At 41.6% G+C, this 19798-nt stretch carries 19 protein-coding genes and 2 pseudogenes; 15 read left to right on the forward strand and 6 right to left on the reverse strand.

The genetic code is table 11. From position 1 onward, the window contains the following. The first annotated feature begins 57 nt into the window (after window positions 1-57). The 6 genes from ACF8CV_RS12675 to ACF8CV_RS12700 all read left to right on the forward strand — a co-directional run bounded on the left by ACF8CV_RS12675 (window position 58) and on the right by ACF8CV_RS12700 (window position 6026). The gene (locus ACF8CV_RS12675; protein ID WP_069501041.1) at window positions 58-1149 is read left to right on the forward strand and encodes a ComEC/Rec2 family competence protein; all 1092 of its coding nucleotides are present in this window, start codon (window positions 58-60) and stop codon (window positions 1147-1149) included. A gap of 14 nt (window positions 1150-1163) precedes the next feature. Further along, window positions 1164-1778 carry a hypothetical protein gene (locus ACF8CV_RS12680; protein ID WP_239073761.1) on the forward strand — a complete coding sequence of 205 codons (615 nt, stop codon included), beginning with the start codon at window positions 1164-1166 and terminating at the stop codon, window positions 1776-1778. A gap of 48 nt (window positions 1779-1826) precedes the next feature. Next, window positions 1827-3440 carry an AAA family ATPase gene (locus ACF8CV_RS12685; protein ID WP_180701475.1) on the forward strand — a complete coding sequence of 538 codons (1614 nt, stop codon included), beginning with the start codon at window positions 1827-1829 and terminating at the stop codon, window positions 3438-3440. Then, a complete protein-coding gene (locus tag ACF8CV_RS12690) occupies window positions 3431-4855 on the forward strand; it encodes a VWA domain-containing protein (protein WP_069501038.1) in 1425 nt (474 codons plus the stop codon). Before ACF8CV_RS12685 ends, ACF8CV_RS12690 begins: the two co-directional genes overlap by 10 nt. A gap of 388 nt (window positions 4856-5243) precedes the next feature. Beyond that, the gene (locus ACF8CV_RS12695; RefSeq protein WP_069501037.1) at window positions 5244-5780 is read left to right on the forward strand and encodes a HEPN domain-containing protein; all 537 of its coding nucleotides are present in this window, start codon (window positions 5244-5246) and stop codon (window positions 5778-5780) included. Window positions 5781-5849: 69 nt separating this feature from the next. Further along, a complete protein-coding gene (locus ACF8CV_RS12700) occupies window positions 5850-6026 on the forward strand; it encodes a hypothetical protein (RefSeq protein ID WP_392425397.1) in 177 nt (58 codons plus the stop codon). Between the two features lie 204 nt (window positions 6027-6230). Here ACF8CV_RS12700 and ACF8CV_RS12705 read toward each other — a convergent pair whose 3' ends face one another. Together ACF8CV_RS12705 and ACF8CV_RS12710 are read right to left on the reverse strand one after the other, a co-directional pair. Further along, window positions 6231-7532 (reverse strand): relaxase/mobilization nuclease domain-containing protein, encoded by a 1302-nt coding sequence (locus tag ACF8CV_RS12705; protein ID WP_140147874.1) that lies wholly within the window; start codon window positions 7530-7532, stop codon window positions 6231-6233. Continuing rightward, on the reverse strand, window positions 7522-8271 hold the full coding sequence (locus ACF8CV_RS12710) for a chromosome segregation ATPase (RefSeq protein WP_140079448.1): 750 nt from the start codon (window positions 8269-8271) through the stop codon (window positions 7522-7524). Before ACF8CV_RS12710 ends, ACF8CV_RS12705 begins: the two co-directional genes overlap by 11 nt. Before the next feature lie 747 nt (window positions 8272-9018). Between ACF8CV_RS12710 and ACF8CV_RS12715 the strand changes: the two genes are divergently transcribed. The 9 genes from ACF8CV_RS12715 to ACF8CV_RS12755 all read left to right on the forward strand — a co-directional run bounded on the left by ACF8CV_RS12715 (window position 9019) and on the right by ACF8CV_RS12755 (window position 16455). Beyond that, the gene (locus ACF8CV_RS12715; RefSeq protein ID WP_045545244.1) at window positions 9019-9309 is read left to right on the forward strand and encodes an AlpA family transcriptional regulator; all 291 of its coding nucleotides are present in this window, start codon (window positions 9019-9021) and stop codon (window positions 9307-9309) included. Window positions 9310-9463: 154 nt separating this feature from the next. After that, window positions 9464-10051 carry a hypothetical protein gene (locus ACF8CV_RS12720; protein ID WP_069501034.1) on the forward strand — a complete coding sequence of 196 codons (588 nt, stop codon included), beginning with the start codon at window positions 9464-9466 and terminating at the stop codon, window positions 10049-10051. A gap of 274 nt (window positions 10052-10325) precedes the next feature. Beyond that, complete coding sequence (locus tag ACF8CV_RS12725; protein ID WP_045545245.1) at window positions 10326-10580, forward strand: helix-turn-helix domain-containing protein; 255 nt, start codon at window positions 10326-10328, stop codon at window positions 10578-10580. A gap of 681 nt (window positions 10581-11261) precedes the next feature. After that, window positions 11262-11660 carry a hypothetical protein gene (locus tag ACF8CV_RS12730; protein WP_029851779.1) on the forward strand — a complete coding sequence of 133 codons (399 nt, stop codon included), beginning with the start codon at window positions 11262-11264 and terminating at the stop codon, window positions 11658-11660. Beyond that, window positions 11657-11956: a YkgJ family cysteine cluster protein gene (locus ACF8CV_RS12735; RefSeq protein WP_029851778.1), complete on the forward strand. Its 300-nt coding sequence runs from the start codon at window positions 11657-11659 to the stop codon at window positions 11954-11956. The genes ACF8CV_RS12730 and ACF8CV_RS12735 overlap by 4 nt, the downstream gene beginning before the upstream one ends. After that, entirely contained in the window at window positions 11943-12755 is an 813-nt protein-coding gene (locus tag ACF8CV_RS12740; protein ID WP_029851777.1) for a GTPase, read from the forward strand. Before ACF8CV_RS12735 ends, ACF8CV_RS12740 begins: the two co-directional genes overlap by 14 nt. Before the next feature lie 34 nt (window positions 12756-12789). Further along, on the forward strand, window positions 12790-13209 hold the full coding sequence (locus ACF8CV_RS12745; RefSeq protein ID WP_046028465.1) for a hypothetical protein: 420 nt from the start codon (window positions 12790-12792) through the stop codon (window positions 13207-13209). Between the two features lie 12 nt (window positions 13210-13221). Next, on the forward strand, window positions 13222-14913 hold the full coding sequence (locus ACF8CV_RS12750; protein WP_069501032.1) for a dynamin family protein: 1692 nt from the start codon (window positions 13222-13224) through the stop codon (window positions 14911-14913). A 3-nt stretch (window positions 14914-14916) separates the two neighbouring features. Beyond that, window positions 14917-16455 carry a GTPase gene (locus ACF8CV_RS12755; RefSeq protein ID WP_046028461.1) on the forward strand — a complete coding sequence of 513 codons (1539 nt, stop codon included), beginning with the start codon at window positions 14917-14919 and terminating at the stop codon, window positions 16453-16455. A gap of 73 nt (window positions 16456-16528) precedes the next feature. On the opposite strand, the pseudogene ACF8CV_RS12760 reads toward ACF8CV_RS12755, so the two are convergent. The 4 genes and pseudogenes from ACF8CV_RS12760 to ACF8CV_RS12775 all read right to left on the reverse strand — a co-directional run. Further along, window positions 16529-16996 (reverse strand): annotated as a pseudogene (locus ACF8CV_RS12760) (transposase zinc-binding domain-containing protein); the annotation flags it as partial. Then, window positions 16993-17879, reverse strand: a pseudogene (locus tag ACF8CV_RS12765) (tyrosine-type recombinase/integrase). The pseudogenes ACF8CV_RS12765 and ACF8CV_RS12760, both read right to left, overlap by 4 nt. Window positions 17880-18069: 190 nt before the next feature. Next, a complete protein-coding gene (locus ACF8CV_RS12770; protein WP_046028459.1) occupies window positions 18070-18843 on the reverse strand; it encodes a hypothetical protein in 774 nt (257 codons plus the stop codon). A 14-nt stretch (window positions 18844-18857) separates the two neighbouring features. Next, window positions 18858-19700: a hypothetical protein gene (locus ACF8CV_RS12775; RefSeq protein WP_069501030.1), complete on the reverse strand. Its 843-nt coding sequence runs from the start codon at window positions 19698-19700 to the stop codon at window positions 18858-18860. Between the last annotated feature and the right edge of the window lie 98 nt (window positions 19701-19798).

Below are 19798 nucleotides of genomic sequence, written 5' to 3' on the forward strand. Positions count from 1 at the left end.
ATCTTGGCATGCTAGTTGATCAGTAACTCTTAACTTTCATAGAAAAAGGAAAAAGTTATGGGTTACGAAATTGATTTTTTAGGTGTTGGTGAAGAGTCTAAGAGTGGTGATGCGATCGCACTTCGCTACGGGAATCTACACGGTCCACGTGACGAGCAAACGGTGGTTGTGATTGATGGTGGCTTTCAAAGCACAAGTTCAAAGATTATTGATCACATCACCACTTGTTTTGGCACTTCTAAAGTGGACTTGGTCATTAATACTCATGCTGATCAAGACCACATTAACGGTTTGGAAATGGTCCTTAATGAACTCGAAGTACAAGAGCTTTGGATTCATCAGCCTTGGCTACACAACCAAGGGCTTGCTGATAAATTCAAAGATGGACGCGTAACGGACAGCAGCTTAGGGGAACGTTTTAAGCAAAACCTCGAAAAAGCATGGTCACTGGTTAGTTTGGCTGAATCGAAAGGGGTAAGTGTACGTGAACCTTTTACTGGTTTAACGGACACAGGCGGTGGTATTAAGGTTCTCGGCCCTTCTGTCGAATACTACGAATCCCTCATTCCTGACTTTGATGGCATGCCTGAAAAAGCCACTGCAACAAATGCTTTAGAAAGCTTTTTTGAAAAAACGGCTGCATCTATTCGTCGTTTCTTTGCCACTTGGGGTGAAGACCAGATTGATGATGAAGGGGTAACATCGGCAAAAAACAACTCGAGTGTGATCACCCAATTAGTCGTCGAAGGAAGACGCTCTGTTTTTACTGGGGACGCAGGCATTCAGGCTCTGGAACACGCGGCAGATCAAATAGATCAGTGTACAAGTGGAGCAGACCTTCGATTTATGCAGATCCCCCATCATGGAAGTAAGCGCAATATTGGGACGACCGTTCTAAATCGTTTAGTCGGGGAGCCTATTAGCCAAGGTGTTTCACGAAACATCACGGCAATTGCTTCTACGGCTAAAAATGGTGAACCTAAGCACCCACGGAAAGCTGTGATGAATGCTTTCACTCACCGAGGTGTTAACGCACTAGCGACGAGAGGTTCTGGAATTCGTCATCATTATAATGCGCCTGGGCGTGATGGGTGGAATAGTATGAACCCTGAGCCATATCACTTCGATTATGAAGAAGAGGTGGCATAATGATGGGGATCTCGATGAAAGCCAATAACATTGTCCCGCTCTCAGTATTGATGGTACTTCAGTTTGCAGTGGTATCACTCGTAAATCAAAGTGCTTTTGATATCAGTTATGTCGAGATGCTAAAAGACACGAGTGGTGCGATGTTAGCAATAGGTGCGGTTTCGGGGTGGCTTAGCCACCTCATGCCTCCTGACCTCAAGAACGTCTTGGTATTTTGGCGATGGAACAATGTGTTACCAGGGCATCGCTTTATTCAGTTATCAGAGAGAGATCGACGTATTGACACTGCACTCCTAAAGGCTCGCGTGTCCGAGTTTGAACTTTTGAAGCAAAATAATAGCGAGCAGAACAGTTATTGGTACAAAGAGTTTTATCGTCCATCCAATAAGCAGGACGAAGTGGCTTCAACTCACAGAGCTTACTTATTATACAGGGATGCAGCTGCTGTATCTTTTGTCAGTGCCTTTGCGCTGCTGGTCGCGAAGCAATTCTTGGGCGAGTATTTTTCAGAGGTAAGTTATCAGTCTTTGTGGGTATTTGCCTTGGCAATCATAGGTTTTTCAATCGCAGCAAAAAATGCGGGGAACAGGCTCGTAACAACGGCTGTAGCAATAAACTTAAGTGCTTAATAGATCGTTCAGATTTTAAATTTAACAAGGAAAGAGTTGGTTAGTAGTATGAATGTGAAAAGTAAAGAATATCAAACAAGCAAAGACAGCAAAAATATAAGAGTAGCCGCTCAGCCAGAAGTAAAAAAACGTATAACTCAACTATTGGAGCAGATCGGTGAAGGGTTACATGAGAGAGAGCATATTCTTTCTGTATCATTATTGAGCACGCTTAGTGGACAGAATACTTTCCTATTCGGTCCTCCGGGAACTGCCAAAAGCCTAATTTCCAGAAGGTTAGCATGTGCATTTGAGTCACCAAAGTATTATGAACATTTGATGAATCGGTTTACAACACCTGAAGAAGTATTTGGGCCTGTGTCAATTCAAGAACTCAAACAGGATAAGTATGTCCGTAAGACGGAAGGTTATCTTCCTGACGCAGAGTTTGCATTTCTTGATGAAATTTGGAAATCCAGCCCAGCGATTTTAAACACTCTGCTCACCTTAATTAATGAACATGTTTTCAAGAATGGCAGTGAAGTTATCAAGGCACCTATTCGTTCGGTTATTGGTGCCTCGAATGAAGTGCCTCAAGAAAACCAAGGGCTAGATGCTCTTTATGACCGATTTATTACTCGTTTAATGGTTCCGCCAATTGTACTTGAAGATAATTTTAATTTGTTGCTTAACGCGAAGCCTTCGACTAGTGAGCCTAATGTTGATGAGGAGCTTAGAGTATCTCTTTCAGAGCTTAGTCAGTGGAATGAAGCGATACATAACGTTGAGCTGAGTAAAGACACTTTGCTTGTTATCAAATATATACGTAATGAGATCAGTGAAAAAAATGAAGAGTTAGGTCTGTATGTTTCGGATCGACGTTGGCAGAAAGCTGCAATTTTGTTGAAAGCATCTGCGTTTTTCAACGAGCGTAATTATACAAACCTGACCGATACAATACTTCTAAAGCATTGTTTATGGACTTCTCCAGAAAACAGGGTTTGTACCGAAGAGATCGTGATGGACGCTATCGAGTCATGTGGAATTGCTGGTGATATCAATTTGGCTGCTCTTGATAATAGTAAAGATAGCTTAGAGAAAGAGATCACTAAGGAACTTTTCTATAAGGACGATGTATATGACGTAATTTCATTAGGTAATGAGGAATATTTTAAAGTAGTAGCAAAATTCAGAGAGCATAATTCATATTCTTATGGTAATCCGGAAATTAAGCAGAAAACGGTTCATATTCCTTTTAATAAATTTAAAAGTAATATTTCTTTTCATCCTGTCGACATATCGGGAAATGACATAAAAGAAGTTACATGTGAATTCGATGAGCAGGGATCTTGTACACTATCATATAGCAATAGACATTATGGAAATCGATATAACGACTTTGAATTCACCCCTTCTATTCTTTTCCACAAAGGAGATAAAAGAAGTGATGTAAATGAGAGGCTGATTAAATCTCTTTCAGGTTCAGTTGGTAATCTTAGAGGACAGCTAAAAAAAATTCTTAAAGAGACAGAAGATAAACTGCGTGTATATAAAGTGGAGCTGCATAGTCCGTTTACTACAAGCGCAGATACAGATGTCGCCTTGAAAGGTGTTCTTTCTCAAATAGATAAACTCAAAATACGAATTAAAGACTGTGAACGTCTGGAGGCTCTATGCCAGTAGAACTTATCCATAAGCAATCAGATAATCTGCTGAAAGAACTCACAAGTGAAAGAAGTGTATTGTTGGGTAATTTAGATGCGCTGTCATCTAAGGTAGAAGCCAAAGTTAGTGCTTGGAAAGTAGGTGTTGAACGGTCATTAGAAGTGGACAACCCTTTTTCCGATGATCAAGCGAATCTGAAAATATGGATGAATAATCACGATGTTAATGGATTACTAAAAAACTATATCTCATTTTGTCAGAAGGCTAAATATCACGTTGATTCTTCCTTTTGGCACAAAGAGTTGTTAGAGAAAAAGCCTAATGATACAGCTAGAAGTCTCCTGCTGTTAGATTGGCAGAAGAAGCTGGATAAATCTGTATCAGAGTGGTACTTCGAAACTCTGTCCAGAATGCGTGAAGAATTTTATAAACAGATTAGTGAATGGCTCAATTTGCTGGAAGAGTTGATGTACAGCTTGGAGAGTTTAGGTCTTGAGCCAGGAATGTACCTTGATTTATCTGATGCTGAATTAAAAAGTGGAAGTATAGAAGCACTAAAGAGATGGGCGGACTACCTCAAAAACGACAAAGGTGCCAAAAAGGTATCTGAGCTTTTAGGGAAAGTAAGGCAAATTGAGTCATCAACTAAAATTGAAACAGTATTGAAGTCGGTAGCATTCAAACAACCAGTTGTTGATATCAATTCAAAGGAAGAGATTGTAGGTGTGGTTCAAGGGAAGGATATTGAGCATGCGCTACCCTCTGAATTGGCACTTCTTTCGGATCCTGAAACATCAGTTCTTTTTGACCTTAAATATCTGGAATCACGCCTATTGAGTTTTGAAATGCAGGGCATTACAGAAATAGATCAGGAGGAGAGTATCCCCGTAGATGAATCTGTTGAAGAGGATTCGAATTTAGGGCCTATGATTTTATGCATAGATACGAGTGGTTCAATGTACGGTGCACCTGAACACATAGCCAAAGCTATGGCCTTGTACTTGTCTACTGTCGCTAGAAAGCAGGACCGAAATTGTTATCTAATTAACTTCTCAACATCTATTGTGACTTTTGATTTGACGGGTAAAAAAGGGCTGGAATCTTTGATTAAGTTCTTGAGTTCCTCTTTTCATGGAGGAACAGATGTTGCTCCAGCACTCCGTCATGCGACTGAGCTAATGAAGAGGGAGTTTTATGAAAACGCAGATGTTTTGGTTATCTCTGATTTCATCATGGGTGAACTACCAAAAAACGTTATGAAGAGCATTGAAGAGAAGAGAGAAAAAGGGAACAAATTTAATTCACTAGTCATCGGTGATTGTTTTATGTACCAACGGTCTAAGACGCAGTTTGATTTGGAGTGGATATATAATCCACATACTAGCAGTATTCAGGAGCTAGTTAACTTCAAACAAAGCATGAGTTTAGTGTAGATTGAAATTTACCACTCCGAGGGTTGCTCAACAAAACTGATGTCTTGCTAGTGAGCGATGGTGAATTTCCAGTTCCCTCGGGATTAAATAGGAAAATTAGCAACCGAAGAGAGAAGCAGGGGCTACAGGTACACGGTATACAAATCGGTAATTCTCACTACACATCAATGAGCAAAATTTGTGACCCTATTCATTACTGTTCGGAGTGGGTTGATTTAAAGCGTTAGCCGCTCGTTGGTGGTGCCAATCTTCTTTCAGCGCGATTAGCAGCCAAAAGTCACTAGCTTATTGAAGTAACTCAACTTTATTGAACCTAGTTATCATTGATTTAATCCTAAATATGGTAAATTCCACTTTATGCATATAGTCATGATAACTAGGACAAGGGATGTCAGAAGCGAAAGCCAATTTTGAGTACGCGATCTCAGACGCAGAGCAATTATTAGAGTGTTACGATCAGTTAAACGGATGCAACTCCAATTCTCAACCTCCAGAGGTGCTCAAGAGAGCCACTTTGATTATGACTCTTACAGCTTGGGAAACCTATGTAGAAGACATAGCAAAAGAGCTTGTTGATGCGAAGTATGGAGTCGTTAAGGGGTCTCAACTTGGGCGAATAGTAGAAAATCGGCTTGAGGAGCACCTCAAGTACTTCAACAATCCAGGCTCCAAGAAAACGAAAGCGCTATTCGAAGAGTTTTTTGGTATTGATGTTACTGAAGCCTGGATCTGGGCTAACTACATAACCGCGGATGAGTCTCGAACACAGCTTAATAAGTGGCTAAAAAAACGAGGTGAGGCTGTTCATCGCGCTCAAATCGACAGAACCGAAGCTCATATCGTCAAACGCGAAGAGTTGGATAAATGTATCCGGTTTTTTAGAGAATTAGTTACTGTTACTGATACACGGTTGGCGTTGTTGTAAATTTGTTTACGGTATTCAGATTACGAAAATCGATCGTCAAAATTTGAGCTACTACAGCCAAAACTATCATTGAACAAATTAGAGTCATTGAAGCAATCGCTGGTGGTGTCATCGAATATTGATGAGGAAGTTAACGAATCTGATGAATTCGTACGCCATTGCGATGATTATGGCGTAAACAGACGAGCAGATGAACTCAGTGTTTTGGTCGTTATCTGGCATGATTACCTTGGCGACAGTTATTGATATGGTTTGGCCATCATTCAAACGTTACTTGAAGAATCGAAATTCCTAATAACTTGAAAGCTTGTCTTATGCTTAATTCATTGATTTAAATGCAATTATAGTCCTTTTTGATTTGTCTTCACAATAGTGGACCTCGCCTCCAAATTTTGATAATAAGTGCGGTATTTCCATTGTTTCAACCAGGTGAACTTGGATAAAGCTCTTTTAAGCACTTTGGCAGTATATAGGGGTTTGATGGTTTATTGTGTTTGGAGCTATTGTTAGCTTACAACGGTTAATTAATGAGTATTCTAATAGGGTTATGATCAAATGGTAGAACATTTTACTCATCGTTCCAGATGCGTGGTAAATCGCTTTTTCACACTCATATATAGCCCTCACCACCGCTCTGTCTCGGGTTGAGCGTATTTTGGCATACTCAAACCAGTATTCCACTTCAGCTTCCATTGCCGCTTCTTGGCTTCGAGCAAATGAAAAGAGGAGGTAACGGTATTGCTGATGCTCGTATGCTTCGATGTCCGCTTTTAGTTTTTCAGCGTGCTTAATTGCCAGACTACGAATTTTGTTAAAATGAACCGTAGCTTGTTCCATGTTTTCATCGTGCTTATTGTAGTTGTCGATAAATAGAGCCTTGGCATCCATCACACCATTTTTAATGAGTTTGCCTAAGGTGTATTTGTTACCACTGCGTAGAGATGAGCCAGCAAGGCGATATTGATGAAATCGGTAGGCGATACCTTTAAATTGAGTGTTTGCGCTGTCGGGAATGAGTTCGATTTCAATGCCTTGGTTGAGAAGTGCCACTTCAAACTGAGCCAACGAGCAAGCAGAAGGGAGAGTACGAATCGCCGCATCCACTTTTCTTCTCATCATACGAATCACCGTTTTCTCTTTTTCGCCTTGTACATCAGTGTCGTAACTTGAGTGGAGTTCCTCTGAGCTTTGCACTGTTTGTAGCCCTAGCGTAACTTCTTGCTCCCTCATAATTTCTTGGGCTTTGAGGTGTGATTGCCAGTTCGAAATGATTTTACCTGTCAGTAAATCAGTCGTAGACGCTACAATATGGACGTGTTCATTGTCGGTATCGCAGTGTTTGAATGCGATATAACGAGCATTTCCATACCCTAGGTGCGTCATGAGCTTTTTAATTGTCTTTCGCCATTGGACTAGGGGTAACTGTTCCCCTTCCGCCAGGGAGACAACAAAGTGGCGAAAGGGCTGTTTCGTATTAGTATTAGCAAGATAAGCGCTTTGCAGTTCAGCAATAGCACGGCTCCAATCAATGTCTCGGGCATCTTGGTTCTTTGCATTCAGGGGAACCGAAGCGATTTCGTTGGCGCAGATAAACTGCGATGTTCCCCCGAGCTTGTCACCCTTTGAGCGACTTGAAGAATATTCAACCAGCAGTGTTACATCATCACTTTGCTTGGCACTATATTGAACTAACTGCGTGGCATCATGCACCGTTTGTTTATCATTCTTACATTGTAATTCCTCAAATATCATTACTGGCGTTCTCCACTTCTAGCTTGTTGCGGTAAAGCTCACGCAACGTACGGCTGTCCAAAAATTGCATGGCCAACAGCTCGGCGGTTTGAGAATTATGAGCGTCGATAGCGAGATTTCGGGTGAGTTGTAAATTCTGTTTTAGTTCATACAGAGCATCACCTAGTTGACGGGCTATTTCGTGGTCGTACGCAGGGTTACCTTCGTCAATGAGTGACTCCATCACTGTGGCGATGCGCTTTGTTTGCTTAAAGTACTCTGTGATTTCATCACTGCGTTGAGGTTTGACTGTGAGTTTTTGAGTTATGACCTCTCTCAGGAACCGACTCACTGATTTATAATTATAGCTGTGCATGACCTCAAGTAACTGCTGGTATTCGCTTTCAGTGAGATTGGTTTTCACTGCTTTGCAATACAGCTCTTTGTCACTTTTTCGTTGTTTTTTAAAATTCGCCTGAACGATACGAATTAACTTGCGTGCATTCATCAGCTCATTTTTATCGGCGTCATTGGGATGTTGGTGGAGATATAAAGCGTGAGAAAGCTCTGAAATAAAGGTTTGGTGTGAAGCGATGGCTACCCCAGATTCAATCGGCGAGGGTAACAGTCCTGCGAGTAGTGTAGTCAACTCATCTGCTGAGTAGCTGTGACTTTCAATGAATTCCGATAGTATTTGTTTATGTTTTCTAGATGTGCAGCGAATGACAGTTGCTGCGACTGTGTTTATATTAATATCCATTTTTTAAATTCTCTATTTATTATTTTAATTATTTAGAGTGTTTTGTGTTTTCAAGCGATAACGCCGAAGGCTGTTAGCGCAACCTCACCATGTGAGGCAAGTTTTCGTGCGTTTTTATTTGGAACAAATAAGGACGAGCGATATCAGCTTGTTACTGTTTTTGTTCTGAGTGTTTTTATTATAACGATATAATCAATGAGATTGGAAGTGTTTATTTTAAATAAGTGAAATGGAAATTATATGACGATTTTAATAATCCTGTGTTTACTGCGTAATATGACACGGAATTTGTCGAGTGCGACAGGGAAAGTGCGCGTTACGACATTGCAAATGCCGTTTGCGACAAAGCATTTGCGCTGCACTATCATTGTGTCTCTGGTGCTTTCAGTAGCTTTCAGGCTGTCTCACTGGAACTGAGTAAGTCGTTGTCGGGGCGGATATTACATAGATTAAGCTGAGTTTTATGGGGCGTAAAAATAAACGAGAGGTGTGATTATTGAGTGAAATGAATTAATAGAGAGGTTGTGTTAATACTTATCTATTCTTGATTGCTATAGCAGGCTATATCGATATGATGTTTAATATATGAAGTTTATATATTCTGCCTTCCGTGAAATATATAAGGCATGTATATTTACTTCTGGTTAAATAAATACGAAAAAATGATTGATTTTCACTTTAAAACTCGAATATTATATTTTTAACGGCTCCTTGAGCCATAATAATAAAAATAAACGGAGGCGTCTCATGGCGCTTATACACCCAATTAATCAACTGAAAATAGAAAAAAAGGCTGACGTATTAAAACGCGTTGGTTTATCTCAAGCTACCTTACATCGCCGAATTAATGATGGCACATTTCCGCCCGCAGTACAACTGGGTCCAAAGGCTGTGGGCTTCATGTCGCATGAAGTCGATGCGTTTCTTATTGCCTGTGCAATAGGAGAAGACAAAAAACGTGTGGTCGCTGAGCTGCTTGCTCAGCGTCAGACGCTCAAACAAGCGAATCCGCTCCTGCAATATATGAACTTTCAGTAAGAGGCCATCGAGCTCTGCGCTAAAGCGCAGAGCTTAATTCAGAAATTGAACGCCTATTCATTTCAAGACAGTAAAGGCGTTTCTCCGTCTTTCTAGTGATAGGCGTCTTATCTATACCTGATTAAAAAACAATAATAAAAATAGGGATTAATATATGACTTATCGAATTACCAGCGAATTGACCATAAGTGGCGATTCAGAAAGGTGCAAAGCACTGTACCATAATATTGTTGACCACTTTGGTCAAATTGACTTCAACAACATTGTCCCGATGCCAGCGGCGATACAAAACGCCACGGATTACTTTATAAAAGAGCCGTGGATGATGCGTCATTGGGGGGCCTGCGGTGTATTTGAATGCGGTGTGCCTTATCGATGCTTTAATCCATGGAAAGATGATTTTCCTGCAGATATGGGGGACTATATTAATTTGCTTCGGTTTCAGGAAGCATGCGAAGAAGGGGCTCCGCATTTAGAACCAATCATATTCACCACACTAAATACGTATCCTAAGGAGATAGTTTTTGCTTTGTCAGACCAAAACCCGGGGTTAACGTTTGACGTTCGTTTTTATGACGAGCATTTCAGTTGTGCCTGTGGTCGGATGCGAATTTGCGATGGGAGAGTTATTCAGTCTAAGGTAGCGCCACACCATGAATTTATGACGAGAGAGCAGTGTCAGTTTTGGGAAAACTATGCGCATCAGTTAGCGGGATTATTGCCATTTGAAGCGACGTTTTAAGCCATCGGTACACTATGTGATGTTGTTTGGCAGAGGTTTGAGAGTAACAAGTGTATCGTATAGCGGGTTTTGGCAGCGCTGTCCACGCATCGACGAAAGAGTTTAAAAGCACAAATTGACAGCAAATCCAATGACGCTTTGGACCTAGGAATATTTGACGCATCTCAATTAATCTCTCCATCAAAACAAACGCTACTACAATCACCTCTAACCCCTATAGGGGATAAAGTGATAATATCCCCTATAGAGGATAACTTTTACATTGGAGGCAGATATGCTCATAACAAGTCCTATGCAACTGGGAATATACCTACGTGATGTACGCAGAACTCAAGGACGCAACCAGACTAAAGCCGGCGACATTGTTGGGTTAAAACAGACAACAGTATCAAAGCTTGAACGCGATCCGGCCTCTTCTAGCATCGAAAGTCTGATGCGCCTTCTGTCATCTCTCGACCTAGAGCTACATATTCAAGATAAAGCTGTAAGCCGACAAGAAGCAAAGCTTCGTGAGCCAGATGATTGGTAAAACGCTGTAAAACAAAGCCAGCTTTATAATTAGGTTGTTCTCTCACAATCATCATCGGGTTAGCAAATCGATGAATGTGCGACCAGCTTATTTTTCCCCATTCCTCACTGGCAACTAAGAAGAAATCCTTCTCAGTTGCTTCCCCCAGTCACCGCGACAAACTTCTGCCCCATTATCAGTTTCGACCAAGATTTCGCGTTCGCAGCTGGATTTGCCTAAAGAAAAATCATCTGATGAATGCTAGTCTTATGTGGCTTTGGTGAGAGTTTATGCGGTCATTGAGGAGGTAATTAGAGATAAACTGCACAAGTCATTTCGATTTGACTAAAGCATGTTACATAAAATCGTACTTCGCTAGAGTTAGAGTCTGTCGACTGATACGCCACACATTCAACCTTTAAAACTTTCCTAGTCATGCGTCTTTCATTTCCCACCTCGTAAGCTTATTAACTCATTACCTCTTACTGAATAATTATCAAATAGCCACGCCAGAAGAATACATCTAGTGCCATATTGGTCTGTTTTTATTCTGTGGTTCAGTGCGAAATGTGATGAATTTCAAGGATATGGAAAATTCAAATCTAATGCTAAAGTGTTAGGTTTAGCTATTGTGTCAGGTGTTGTATAACAATCGAATCCATATTAGAACAAGCAGTATTCGAAGCTATTAAAGGAACGATTATGTTTTTGAACCGTTTATCAATAGATGAAAAGGAAGCATTTCTTGCTCTTGCTCATCATGTTGCGCATTCTGACAATGACTTTTCAATGGAAGAAGAAGTCTTGATTGCAAAGTACTGCATGGAAATGCAAATGGACGATATTGAGTATGATGCAGTAAGGTTTGATCTAGCATCAGTGCTCAATACTTTTGAGTGTGATAGCCATCAGAAAATTGCGTTACTTGAGTTAATGGCGCTTATTTATGCGGATGGAGAAGTTGCCAAGCAAGAGCAGCAACTATTGAATGATATGATTACGCACTTTGGACTTAATCCAAACTTGGCGATTGTTTATCGTGAGTGGTCTAAGAATATCTTATCTCTATTCACCCAAGGTGAAGCATTGATCCACCTATGAGTTACCCGTGCACCCGTTGCGGCTTGTGTTGCCAACAAATTCAACATGTACCTGAGTTGAAAATCTTTCACAACGGTGATGGTATTTGCTTGTACTTCAATGCTGATGTTGGCTGCACAATATATCAAGAGCGACCTTTAGTGTGCCGAATTGATGAAGGGTATCAGCAGCTTTTTGAAAACCAGTTTTCATTAACAGATTACTATCTTAAAAATGCTGAAGTTTGCAATTACATGCAATTGGAAGCCGAGCTTCCAAGTCATTACAGAGTTAAATTAAAAGATGGACAAACATAAACTATTGCAGTTTTTACCAACGGATGAGCAGAATGTAAACCGTTTGCTGTACTTGAAAAATAATGCGACTAAACCACGTATAGCAGTGTTTGGGAAATATAATCACGGTAAAAGTACATTATTAAATGCTATGGTAGGCGAAGCGATTTTCAAAGCAGCAGATAAACGCGAAACCATTGAGAACAAAGAGCTTGAACAAGATCATGTTATTTGGATTGACACCCCTGGGCTTGATGCCGATGTGCATAAACAAGATGACAAAGCTGCCATTAAAGGTGCGTTTGAAATGGCTGACTACTTGTTTTTAGTTCACCAAGCTCAAGCGGGTGAGCTAGATAAATATGAGATGCAAATTTTCCAACAATTAGCACGTCAGGACAAGAATTACAGTAAGAAGATGTTTTTAGTCTTAACGCAAATCGATCAAAAGTCTGCCGATGAAGTAGCTATTGTTGAGGAGAAAATTCGCCAACAATTACTAGGGAGTCTTGATTTACGTGATTTACAAATCATTTCTGTGTCAGCGCATCGTTATAACAGAGGTCTTCAAGAGGACAAAGCGGTTTTCTGCGAAAAGAGTGGTATCCATGCGCTCTTTGATCTGACTGCTACTTTAGTGTCTGAGATTGATGAATTACGCAAGAAAGAAATGAAACGCTTGAAGTCTAAACTATTGCTGGATTTTTCTGCGCAAAAAGAGGCATTGAATGCAGAGTTAAAAGGGCTACGCTCTCAGCAGAGCAGTGAACTTAGTATGTTAAAGCGTGACGTAAAACAATTATCAGCAGCCTTGGTTTAACCAAGAACAGTAATGTAAATAGTAGGAGTTAATTATGGCTATTCCTTGGTTAATTGGCGCTGCAGTGGTAGGTGTCGTTGGTGTTGTCGGTGCCGCATTATCTGATGATGATTCAAGTTCGAGTGCTAGCTCGGGCTCACGAGAATTAGAGCGAGAGAGAGAAAGAGCAGAATCTGAACGAAAAGCAAAAATAGCACAAGCCGAACGAGAAGCAAAAGAGCGGAAAATTACAGAACAAAATCGAGCGCACGCCAATCGTTTTATTAATAAATATAGCTTGTCGATTTCAGCAGATTCATTAGTCGCGGCATCAAAAAATAGCAATCTTGAAGTTACGGCAATTCAAGCATTTCAAGAAAGCAAAAAATCGACTAAACAGGCACGACAAATCGAACAAATTAGTAAGCAGCTAGAAGAAATGAAGCAGCTTGAAAACGATTTAATCAATTTGTAAGAGAATGGAAAAATGACCAATAGCAACCCATTTCTTACTGCGTTAGAAAAATTTAAGTCAGACTTCAAATACATATCGGATAAAGAGCAGGATTTAGTTGCAATAAAATCCGCTTTGGTTGTAGAGCTTACCCAAGCAGCTCAGTTTAGTAGCAAGCGGATCAATGAGCAGCATCCATTGTTTAAATTGGCGACACAACTAAAGGCTTCCATCTATCAAGGGGTGCTAAGTTGGGATGCAAAATTAGAAGAGGCGTCACCAATGCGAGCGCTCAGCGAGCAGTTTGCTGATCGTGTTATTTTACTTGTATTTGGCAAAGTGAATGCAGGTAAAAGCTCGTTTTGTAATTACTTAACGAATCTATTTGCTCCTGAACAGATTAAGCGTTTTTGCTTTAAAGACGGCAAAGTTAAATATTTTGAGGGTGCGTTTGCCGAAGGTGTCACCGAGACTACCGCTCAGATCCAAGGTGTAGAGCTGGGCTCAAACTTGGTGCTATTAGATTCACCGGGGCTTCACTCGATAGTGGATGAAAACGGTGATCTCACTCGTCTCTATACCGACAGCGCAGACGCTATTTTATGGCTTACGCCATCAAGTTCTCCAGGGCAAGTACAAGAATTGCAAGATCTCAAGCTTGAGCTTGAAAAGAAAAAACCATTACAACCCGTCATCACGAAAAGTGACGTATTGGTAGAGGATTGGTGTGATGAGGCGCAAGACCTTATCCAAAAAGTGGAAAATAAATCAGCCCAAGTTCGCCAATTGCAGCAAGAAGATGTGCATAGCCGAGTCACGGCATTAGGCGGTGTTGATGATTTGAAAGAAGCGGTATCCGTATCGGTTCATGCGTACAAAACACTTACAGCGACCTCTGAGAACGCATTACAAGAGGCTGGCTTGCAAACGCTGTTTGAACGCCTGGTAGTAATAGTGAACGAAGCTAACCAATATAAGGTGGTTAAAGCTAAGCGCCAAATGATTAACTTCTTGGATGGTGAAGTACTGCATTCATTGAATGAAAATGTTTTACCGCAAGTGCGAGAGTTGCAGCAACTACTAACAAAAACAACGTATAACTTACGCCAAAAGCAAAATGTGATGTCGAGCCAGATTCTTGATAACGTACTGTGTGAAGTACCCTTAATCGTCGATAAGCACATGAACAACCGCGATAAAGAAGCGATAAGTCGTGAGCTAAACCAATTAATTGAAGAGCAAATCAGCAATACGTTGACGCAGGAGCTATCTGGCTACGTTAACAATATTCAGCGTGTTTCAGGCGACCTGTCGAGTGGCAGTTTAGGTGATTTTGATGATATCACTATTGACGTTAAACAGGTCACGGGTAGGCGAGCGTCGAGTATCGCTTCGAGTGCTGGTGGATTAGGCGGGGCAGCTGCTGGGTTTGCGGTGGGTGGACCTATTGGTGCTTTGATTGGTGGTGCGATTGGCTCTTTTGGCGGCAATAAACTCGGTGAACGAATCTTTGTCGAAATCTCCACTCACAAAGAAGCGGTTGGGGTCTCGCCAGATCAAGTCATCCTAACCACATCAGCAGCAGTACGTCAGCAATTGCCACAATTGGTAGAACACGTCTTTAGTGATGTGCAAACATCTTTCATGCCCTTACAGCAATACGCTGATTCCATAGTAATTGCGATTGAAAACTGTGCTTCAAAAACTCAAGCATTGAAGGTATAAATTATGAGAAATCCATTTATTGAAATTACTCAGAACCTTGATGAATCAAAGTGTTTAGTTGGCGCCTATCATCCGAATAATCAGATTGAACGTGTTTATGCCGAGTTAAAAGAAAAGCTAGATGATAACACTCTGCAAGTCATGCTTTATGGTGCGTATAACGCAGGCAAAAGTACATTGATCAATGCGCTTATTGGTCAAGAGAAAGCAACCGTAAATGACATTCCGACCACCGACACGGTTGATTACTATGATTGGAACGGGTATCGACTGTTAGATACTCCAGGAGTCAACGCTCCCATTGAGCATGAACAGACTACAATTGAGCAGATTAAACGTACTCAAGTGATGTTGTTTGTCATCCGAGAAGGGGACCAAGATTCAAAGGATCTTTATCATCGATTATTTGAAATGATTAAGCTGAATAAGAAAATTTTCATTGTACTTAACCATCAGCTTACGAACGATTCAGATAAAGCAACAGCTTATCAGAAGATCCTTCAGATTCTTTGTCATAAAGCTTCTGAATATGGCGTGAGTAATGAAAGCATTCAGCATATTAAAGTGTTACCAATGAATGCGAAAACGGCATTGACGGGACGTTTAAAAGATAATCACCCTCAGTTGCTTGAACGCTCTGGTTACAGTGAGTTCATTGAGGTGTTTAATGACTGGTTAAAATCAACAGACAACCAAGACAATCAACTGTCAGCAATTCAGAGTGCAGTTAATGAACTTTGGTACCAGCCAGCGGTAAACCAACTGTCCACGACAGACACCTCAGAACATAACGAGATATTGATGCGTTGCCGAGAAGATAAGCAAATGCTTGTAAGTCGCCAACGCTCGTTAGTAATAGAAGCAAGAAATATGATCAGTCATGAACTGATGTTGATGAAGTCTGATATCAGTGGCTGTATACAGAGTACACAAGATCAAGCGCAACTTGATAGCCAGTTGCAGCGTTTAATTGACCCAATTGGAGACAAGCTAGAAGCGTGGATCAACGATAGTTTGGGTGAAGTTAAGGGTCTACTAAACGTTGAGGTTTCTCACCGCTTACAACAAAGTTTGAGCTCAAATAATTCTGAGTATCTAGACAAGGTGGTTAAAGGGCTTGGAAATATGGGCTCCGCTGACAATATCAAGGGCTTACTACTTCAAGGTCGTAAGTTAAAGATCCCGGGTTTAAAAGGACGATGGGAGAAAACGTTGGGTAAATGGGCAGGAAAAGGTGCAATCGCTGTTCAGCTACTTACCGCGTTATGGGATGTGTATAGCGAAGGCAAGGCGCAAGATCAGCAAAACGCTCAAGAGCGTCAAGCGGCTGTTAGTTTATATCAGGCAGTTGATGAGATCTGTTCAGTGGTTAAACGTGAGTATGGCAATACTTCTGAGCGGGTGATTACCGAAATCCTCAATGCTCAGATTCGCGCACTTGATGATGAAATCGCAAAAATTACAGCAGAAGAAAATCAAACTCAGCAAGATTTGCAACAAGTGCTGGACTTTCAGAATAAACTCAACTCGATTGGTTATTAGGACGAAAGAAGAGGTATTCACTCAAAACATTACTCATAAGCTCACGAACACCGCCCATAGAGTTCTGCCGTACTAAGTGAGGATGTAGCTCTCGCTTTCGGCTGTGTGTATGAAGGACGATGGTAAATCCCAACTCACCTTGGTTTTGCCTGTGAGCAAAGTCTTTTAACGTAGATGAAGCCACACGGAACATGGCTTGATAAAGCGCTCGGGGAGCAGATCGAGCTAAGCTTCTCAGTTCATAAGGTAATGTGAAGGTTACCATGTAGTAATGAACTGGAAGCGGCTTACTTTTCTGTCTTTCAAGCCAGTCGGATGTTGTACGATGCTGACATTGAGGACTGTGACGATTTCCACACGAGAGAGTGAGACGGTCGTCATGGTGGCAGTGGGAGCAATACCACTGCGAAAGTCCTTGTTTCTCTGTTTTACACCGTAGCATGGCAGAGATGGATCGTTTGATATCGCTGTTAAAGTGATGCCCATAGTCTTGTTCAAGCTCGTGACGATGTTGGCGTAACAGGTCGATAAAAGTGCTCACACGGTCAACTTCCAGTCGAGATGCAGGCGGTCAGCCAGTTGATTGAGGGCTTGATTAGCATCATGTAACTTGAGTTGTGTGAGTTGAGTATAACGAGCCGTTGTATTTCAACTCGCATGACCGAGAAGTATTTGCAGTGAACGCAGGTCAAGCCCTTGCTCTAAGAGGTGGGTTGCAAAGCAATGTCGAAGTGAGTGAGGTGTAATTCGCTTATGAATACCACATCCTATACAACCTGTTTAAGCGCTTTTTGTGCTCCTTGATCATTAAAAGCGACATCGCAACACTTACCTTTGCTTAGGAATAACAGTTGGGGATGTCGGTGGGAACACCAGTATCGGCGTAAAGTATGAAGCGTTCTGTGAGGGAGTGGGACCAATCGATCTTTGCCGCCTTTTCCATAGCGAATATGGACTTGCATATTATGATTGTCGATATCAGCGATGTGAGATTGAGAGCCTCATTAATCCGAAGCCCCATCGTGTATAAAGTAAGAATAACACTCGGTAACGGGGTTCACGGGTGGTGTTAATAATCTGAGCGGCTTGCTCAGGAGAAATGATATTCGGAAGACGTTTGACTTTCGGAGGCTTGAAATGCCGATCCATTCCCACTGTTTGTTGAGCGTATGTTTGTATAAGAATTGAAGCCCACAGCGGTCAAGTTTAATCGTGCTCCAGGAGACCTGCCCAATCAGTTGACTGAAATATCGTTGCAGGCCTTCAATGGTCAGGGTATCAGGATACCGATCAAAGTTCTCGGTGATACGTCGCACAGCCAGAGAGTATGCAGAGATGGTTTTTGCTCGCTTACCTTGAAGCTTGAGTTGGGTAAGGTGTTGTTGATATAAGGCGTCAAAGCGCTCCTTTTCAGACGGGGTCATAGTGTTTTCTCTCCAGTAACACACCACCGACATGATGGTGTTACTAAAGAGTATGATTGTTGGTGCTTATTCATTTCTGCCGCGGGGCGGCTTCGTTCAACTCACAAATGTCCAAAAGAGAGTAAAACAGCTTTCTTAAAAGAAAGCTGTATCTCTAGTTCTAATGCCATGTTTGAGATGTTCAAGGTGTCTAAGTTGGTATTCTGGTGTTACGCGTGTTTCTCTCAATCAAGGTTTTAAAATCAAGAATCTTCTTCTGATTTCTGAGCTTAGTCATGGCTTGAGCGTCATCCACGACACAAATCCCTGCTGCCGTGTTTTGACAAAATTTCGAAGCGAGGCAACGTACCTCTATGACGGCAGCTTTATCTCGGCGATGCGCTTGTAAAGTCAGGAGCGATTTCGGTTCGTCATACTCAATGAATTCGTAATCTCTGAACAGTAAAGCAAAACTCACCGCTGCTGCTTCGGCGTCTGTAGCGGGAACAGTGGCATAATGGCTTCGGGTGATAGGAACGGAGTGAATTGAGTAATCATCATTGAGTAATACCGATAAGTTTGGATGCATGTCAGCAATATGGCCTTGAATGTAGTCTCTGCGTATATCTTGATAAAATTTCTGGTATTGGAAGTACGAGAGCGTAATGCCGTGGCTAATATCCCAATTGTTATCTCGTAGTAAATCACTAAAACAATAATCATCAATCTTCAACAGTTGCTTGAAGTTGTCAAAACCACCCAACACACGTTTAATCTGCCTTGGACTCACTCCACGATCGAGCAGGTCAGTTTCATTGAGATATGGTTCAGTGCGTAATATCGTGGTGACTAGTTCAATGAGACCGATGTCTACCGCACTGATACCTTGCATCAGAAGCGGCGCAAAGTAGTCTGAATGGGAGTAAGCTAGGCCTTCATCGAGTGCAGAAATGACGCTGAGGCGTATCGGGTTAGTCATCATCATGGTTAAACTCCTAATTAAGAGAAAAGGGGACGTGTCAGTCTTGGGGTAGTGCAATAGCCTCGATAGGTCAGCCAGCGAAAGTAAAAGTGTACTGCATCAATACGCTGTTTTTGCTCTTTGTGGCATACGTTAGATTGGCGGAGTGACTCACGATATTGACGAATGTCTTGTGTCTGTATGTATAATCTTTCATTGCTGCTGGAGTGGTTGTCGTCAACGAAGCGTAAAAAATGATGAAGGTAGTCTGCAATCTGATTGAGTCTGAATTGAGACATTCCTGAATGCTCACGCTCTGCCATCAATTCACTTAACCAGTTGAAGTATGGAAAACGAAGTTCCTCTTCTGAATAGCTCAAGTCTAGAGGGGGCAAGGTTGGGAAGTCGCCTTTTGTCGGTTTGTGTTTGTAAGCACGAACCACAGGAAAATGCTTAGCCACTAAGTGTATTTGCACTAATAATTGCTGACTCAATGACAGAGAGTCGGGAAGGGCATGGGGGTTGTTTTGGAAAAAGAACTTAGCTTGTAAGCGCACTGCTTTCGCTCTGCTTATTGCATGTTTCGGTTCGTCTGTTTTCAGTGCTACAAAATAGTGGGGCTTAATATGGCCTGATATTTTTAATGAAATCGGCGGTGTGATTTTGACTTGATAAATGCCATGCTGATTGGTGGAAATATGATGGGCGCGAAGCTGACGGTGTTGTTTTACTCCGATGTTTCCGTTTTGACGGGGCAGGGCAAGGCGTCCTTTTCGACGTAAGCGGCGCAGTGCTTGCATTTCACTAAAGCGAGGATGTTCGCTGATGGGTTTTACCTCAAATTGGCTTAAGTGAGTTTGATGTAAGTTCGAATTTGGCATAGGCGTGATTCCTTCTTGGCTGAATTTAGGATGCAGAAAGCTGCACCCTAAACTGGTTGAGGGTGTCATAAGTGACGGTGAGTTAAGTGGTGTCAAGC

Source organism: Vibrio sp. zbq_1 (genome assembly GCF_043102935.1).
Taxonomy (GTDB): Bacteria; Pseudomonadota; Gammaproteobacteria; order Enterobacterales; family Vibrionaceae; genus Vibrio; species Vibrio parahaemolyticus.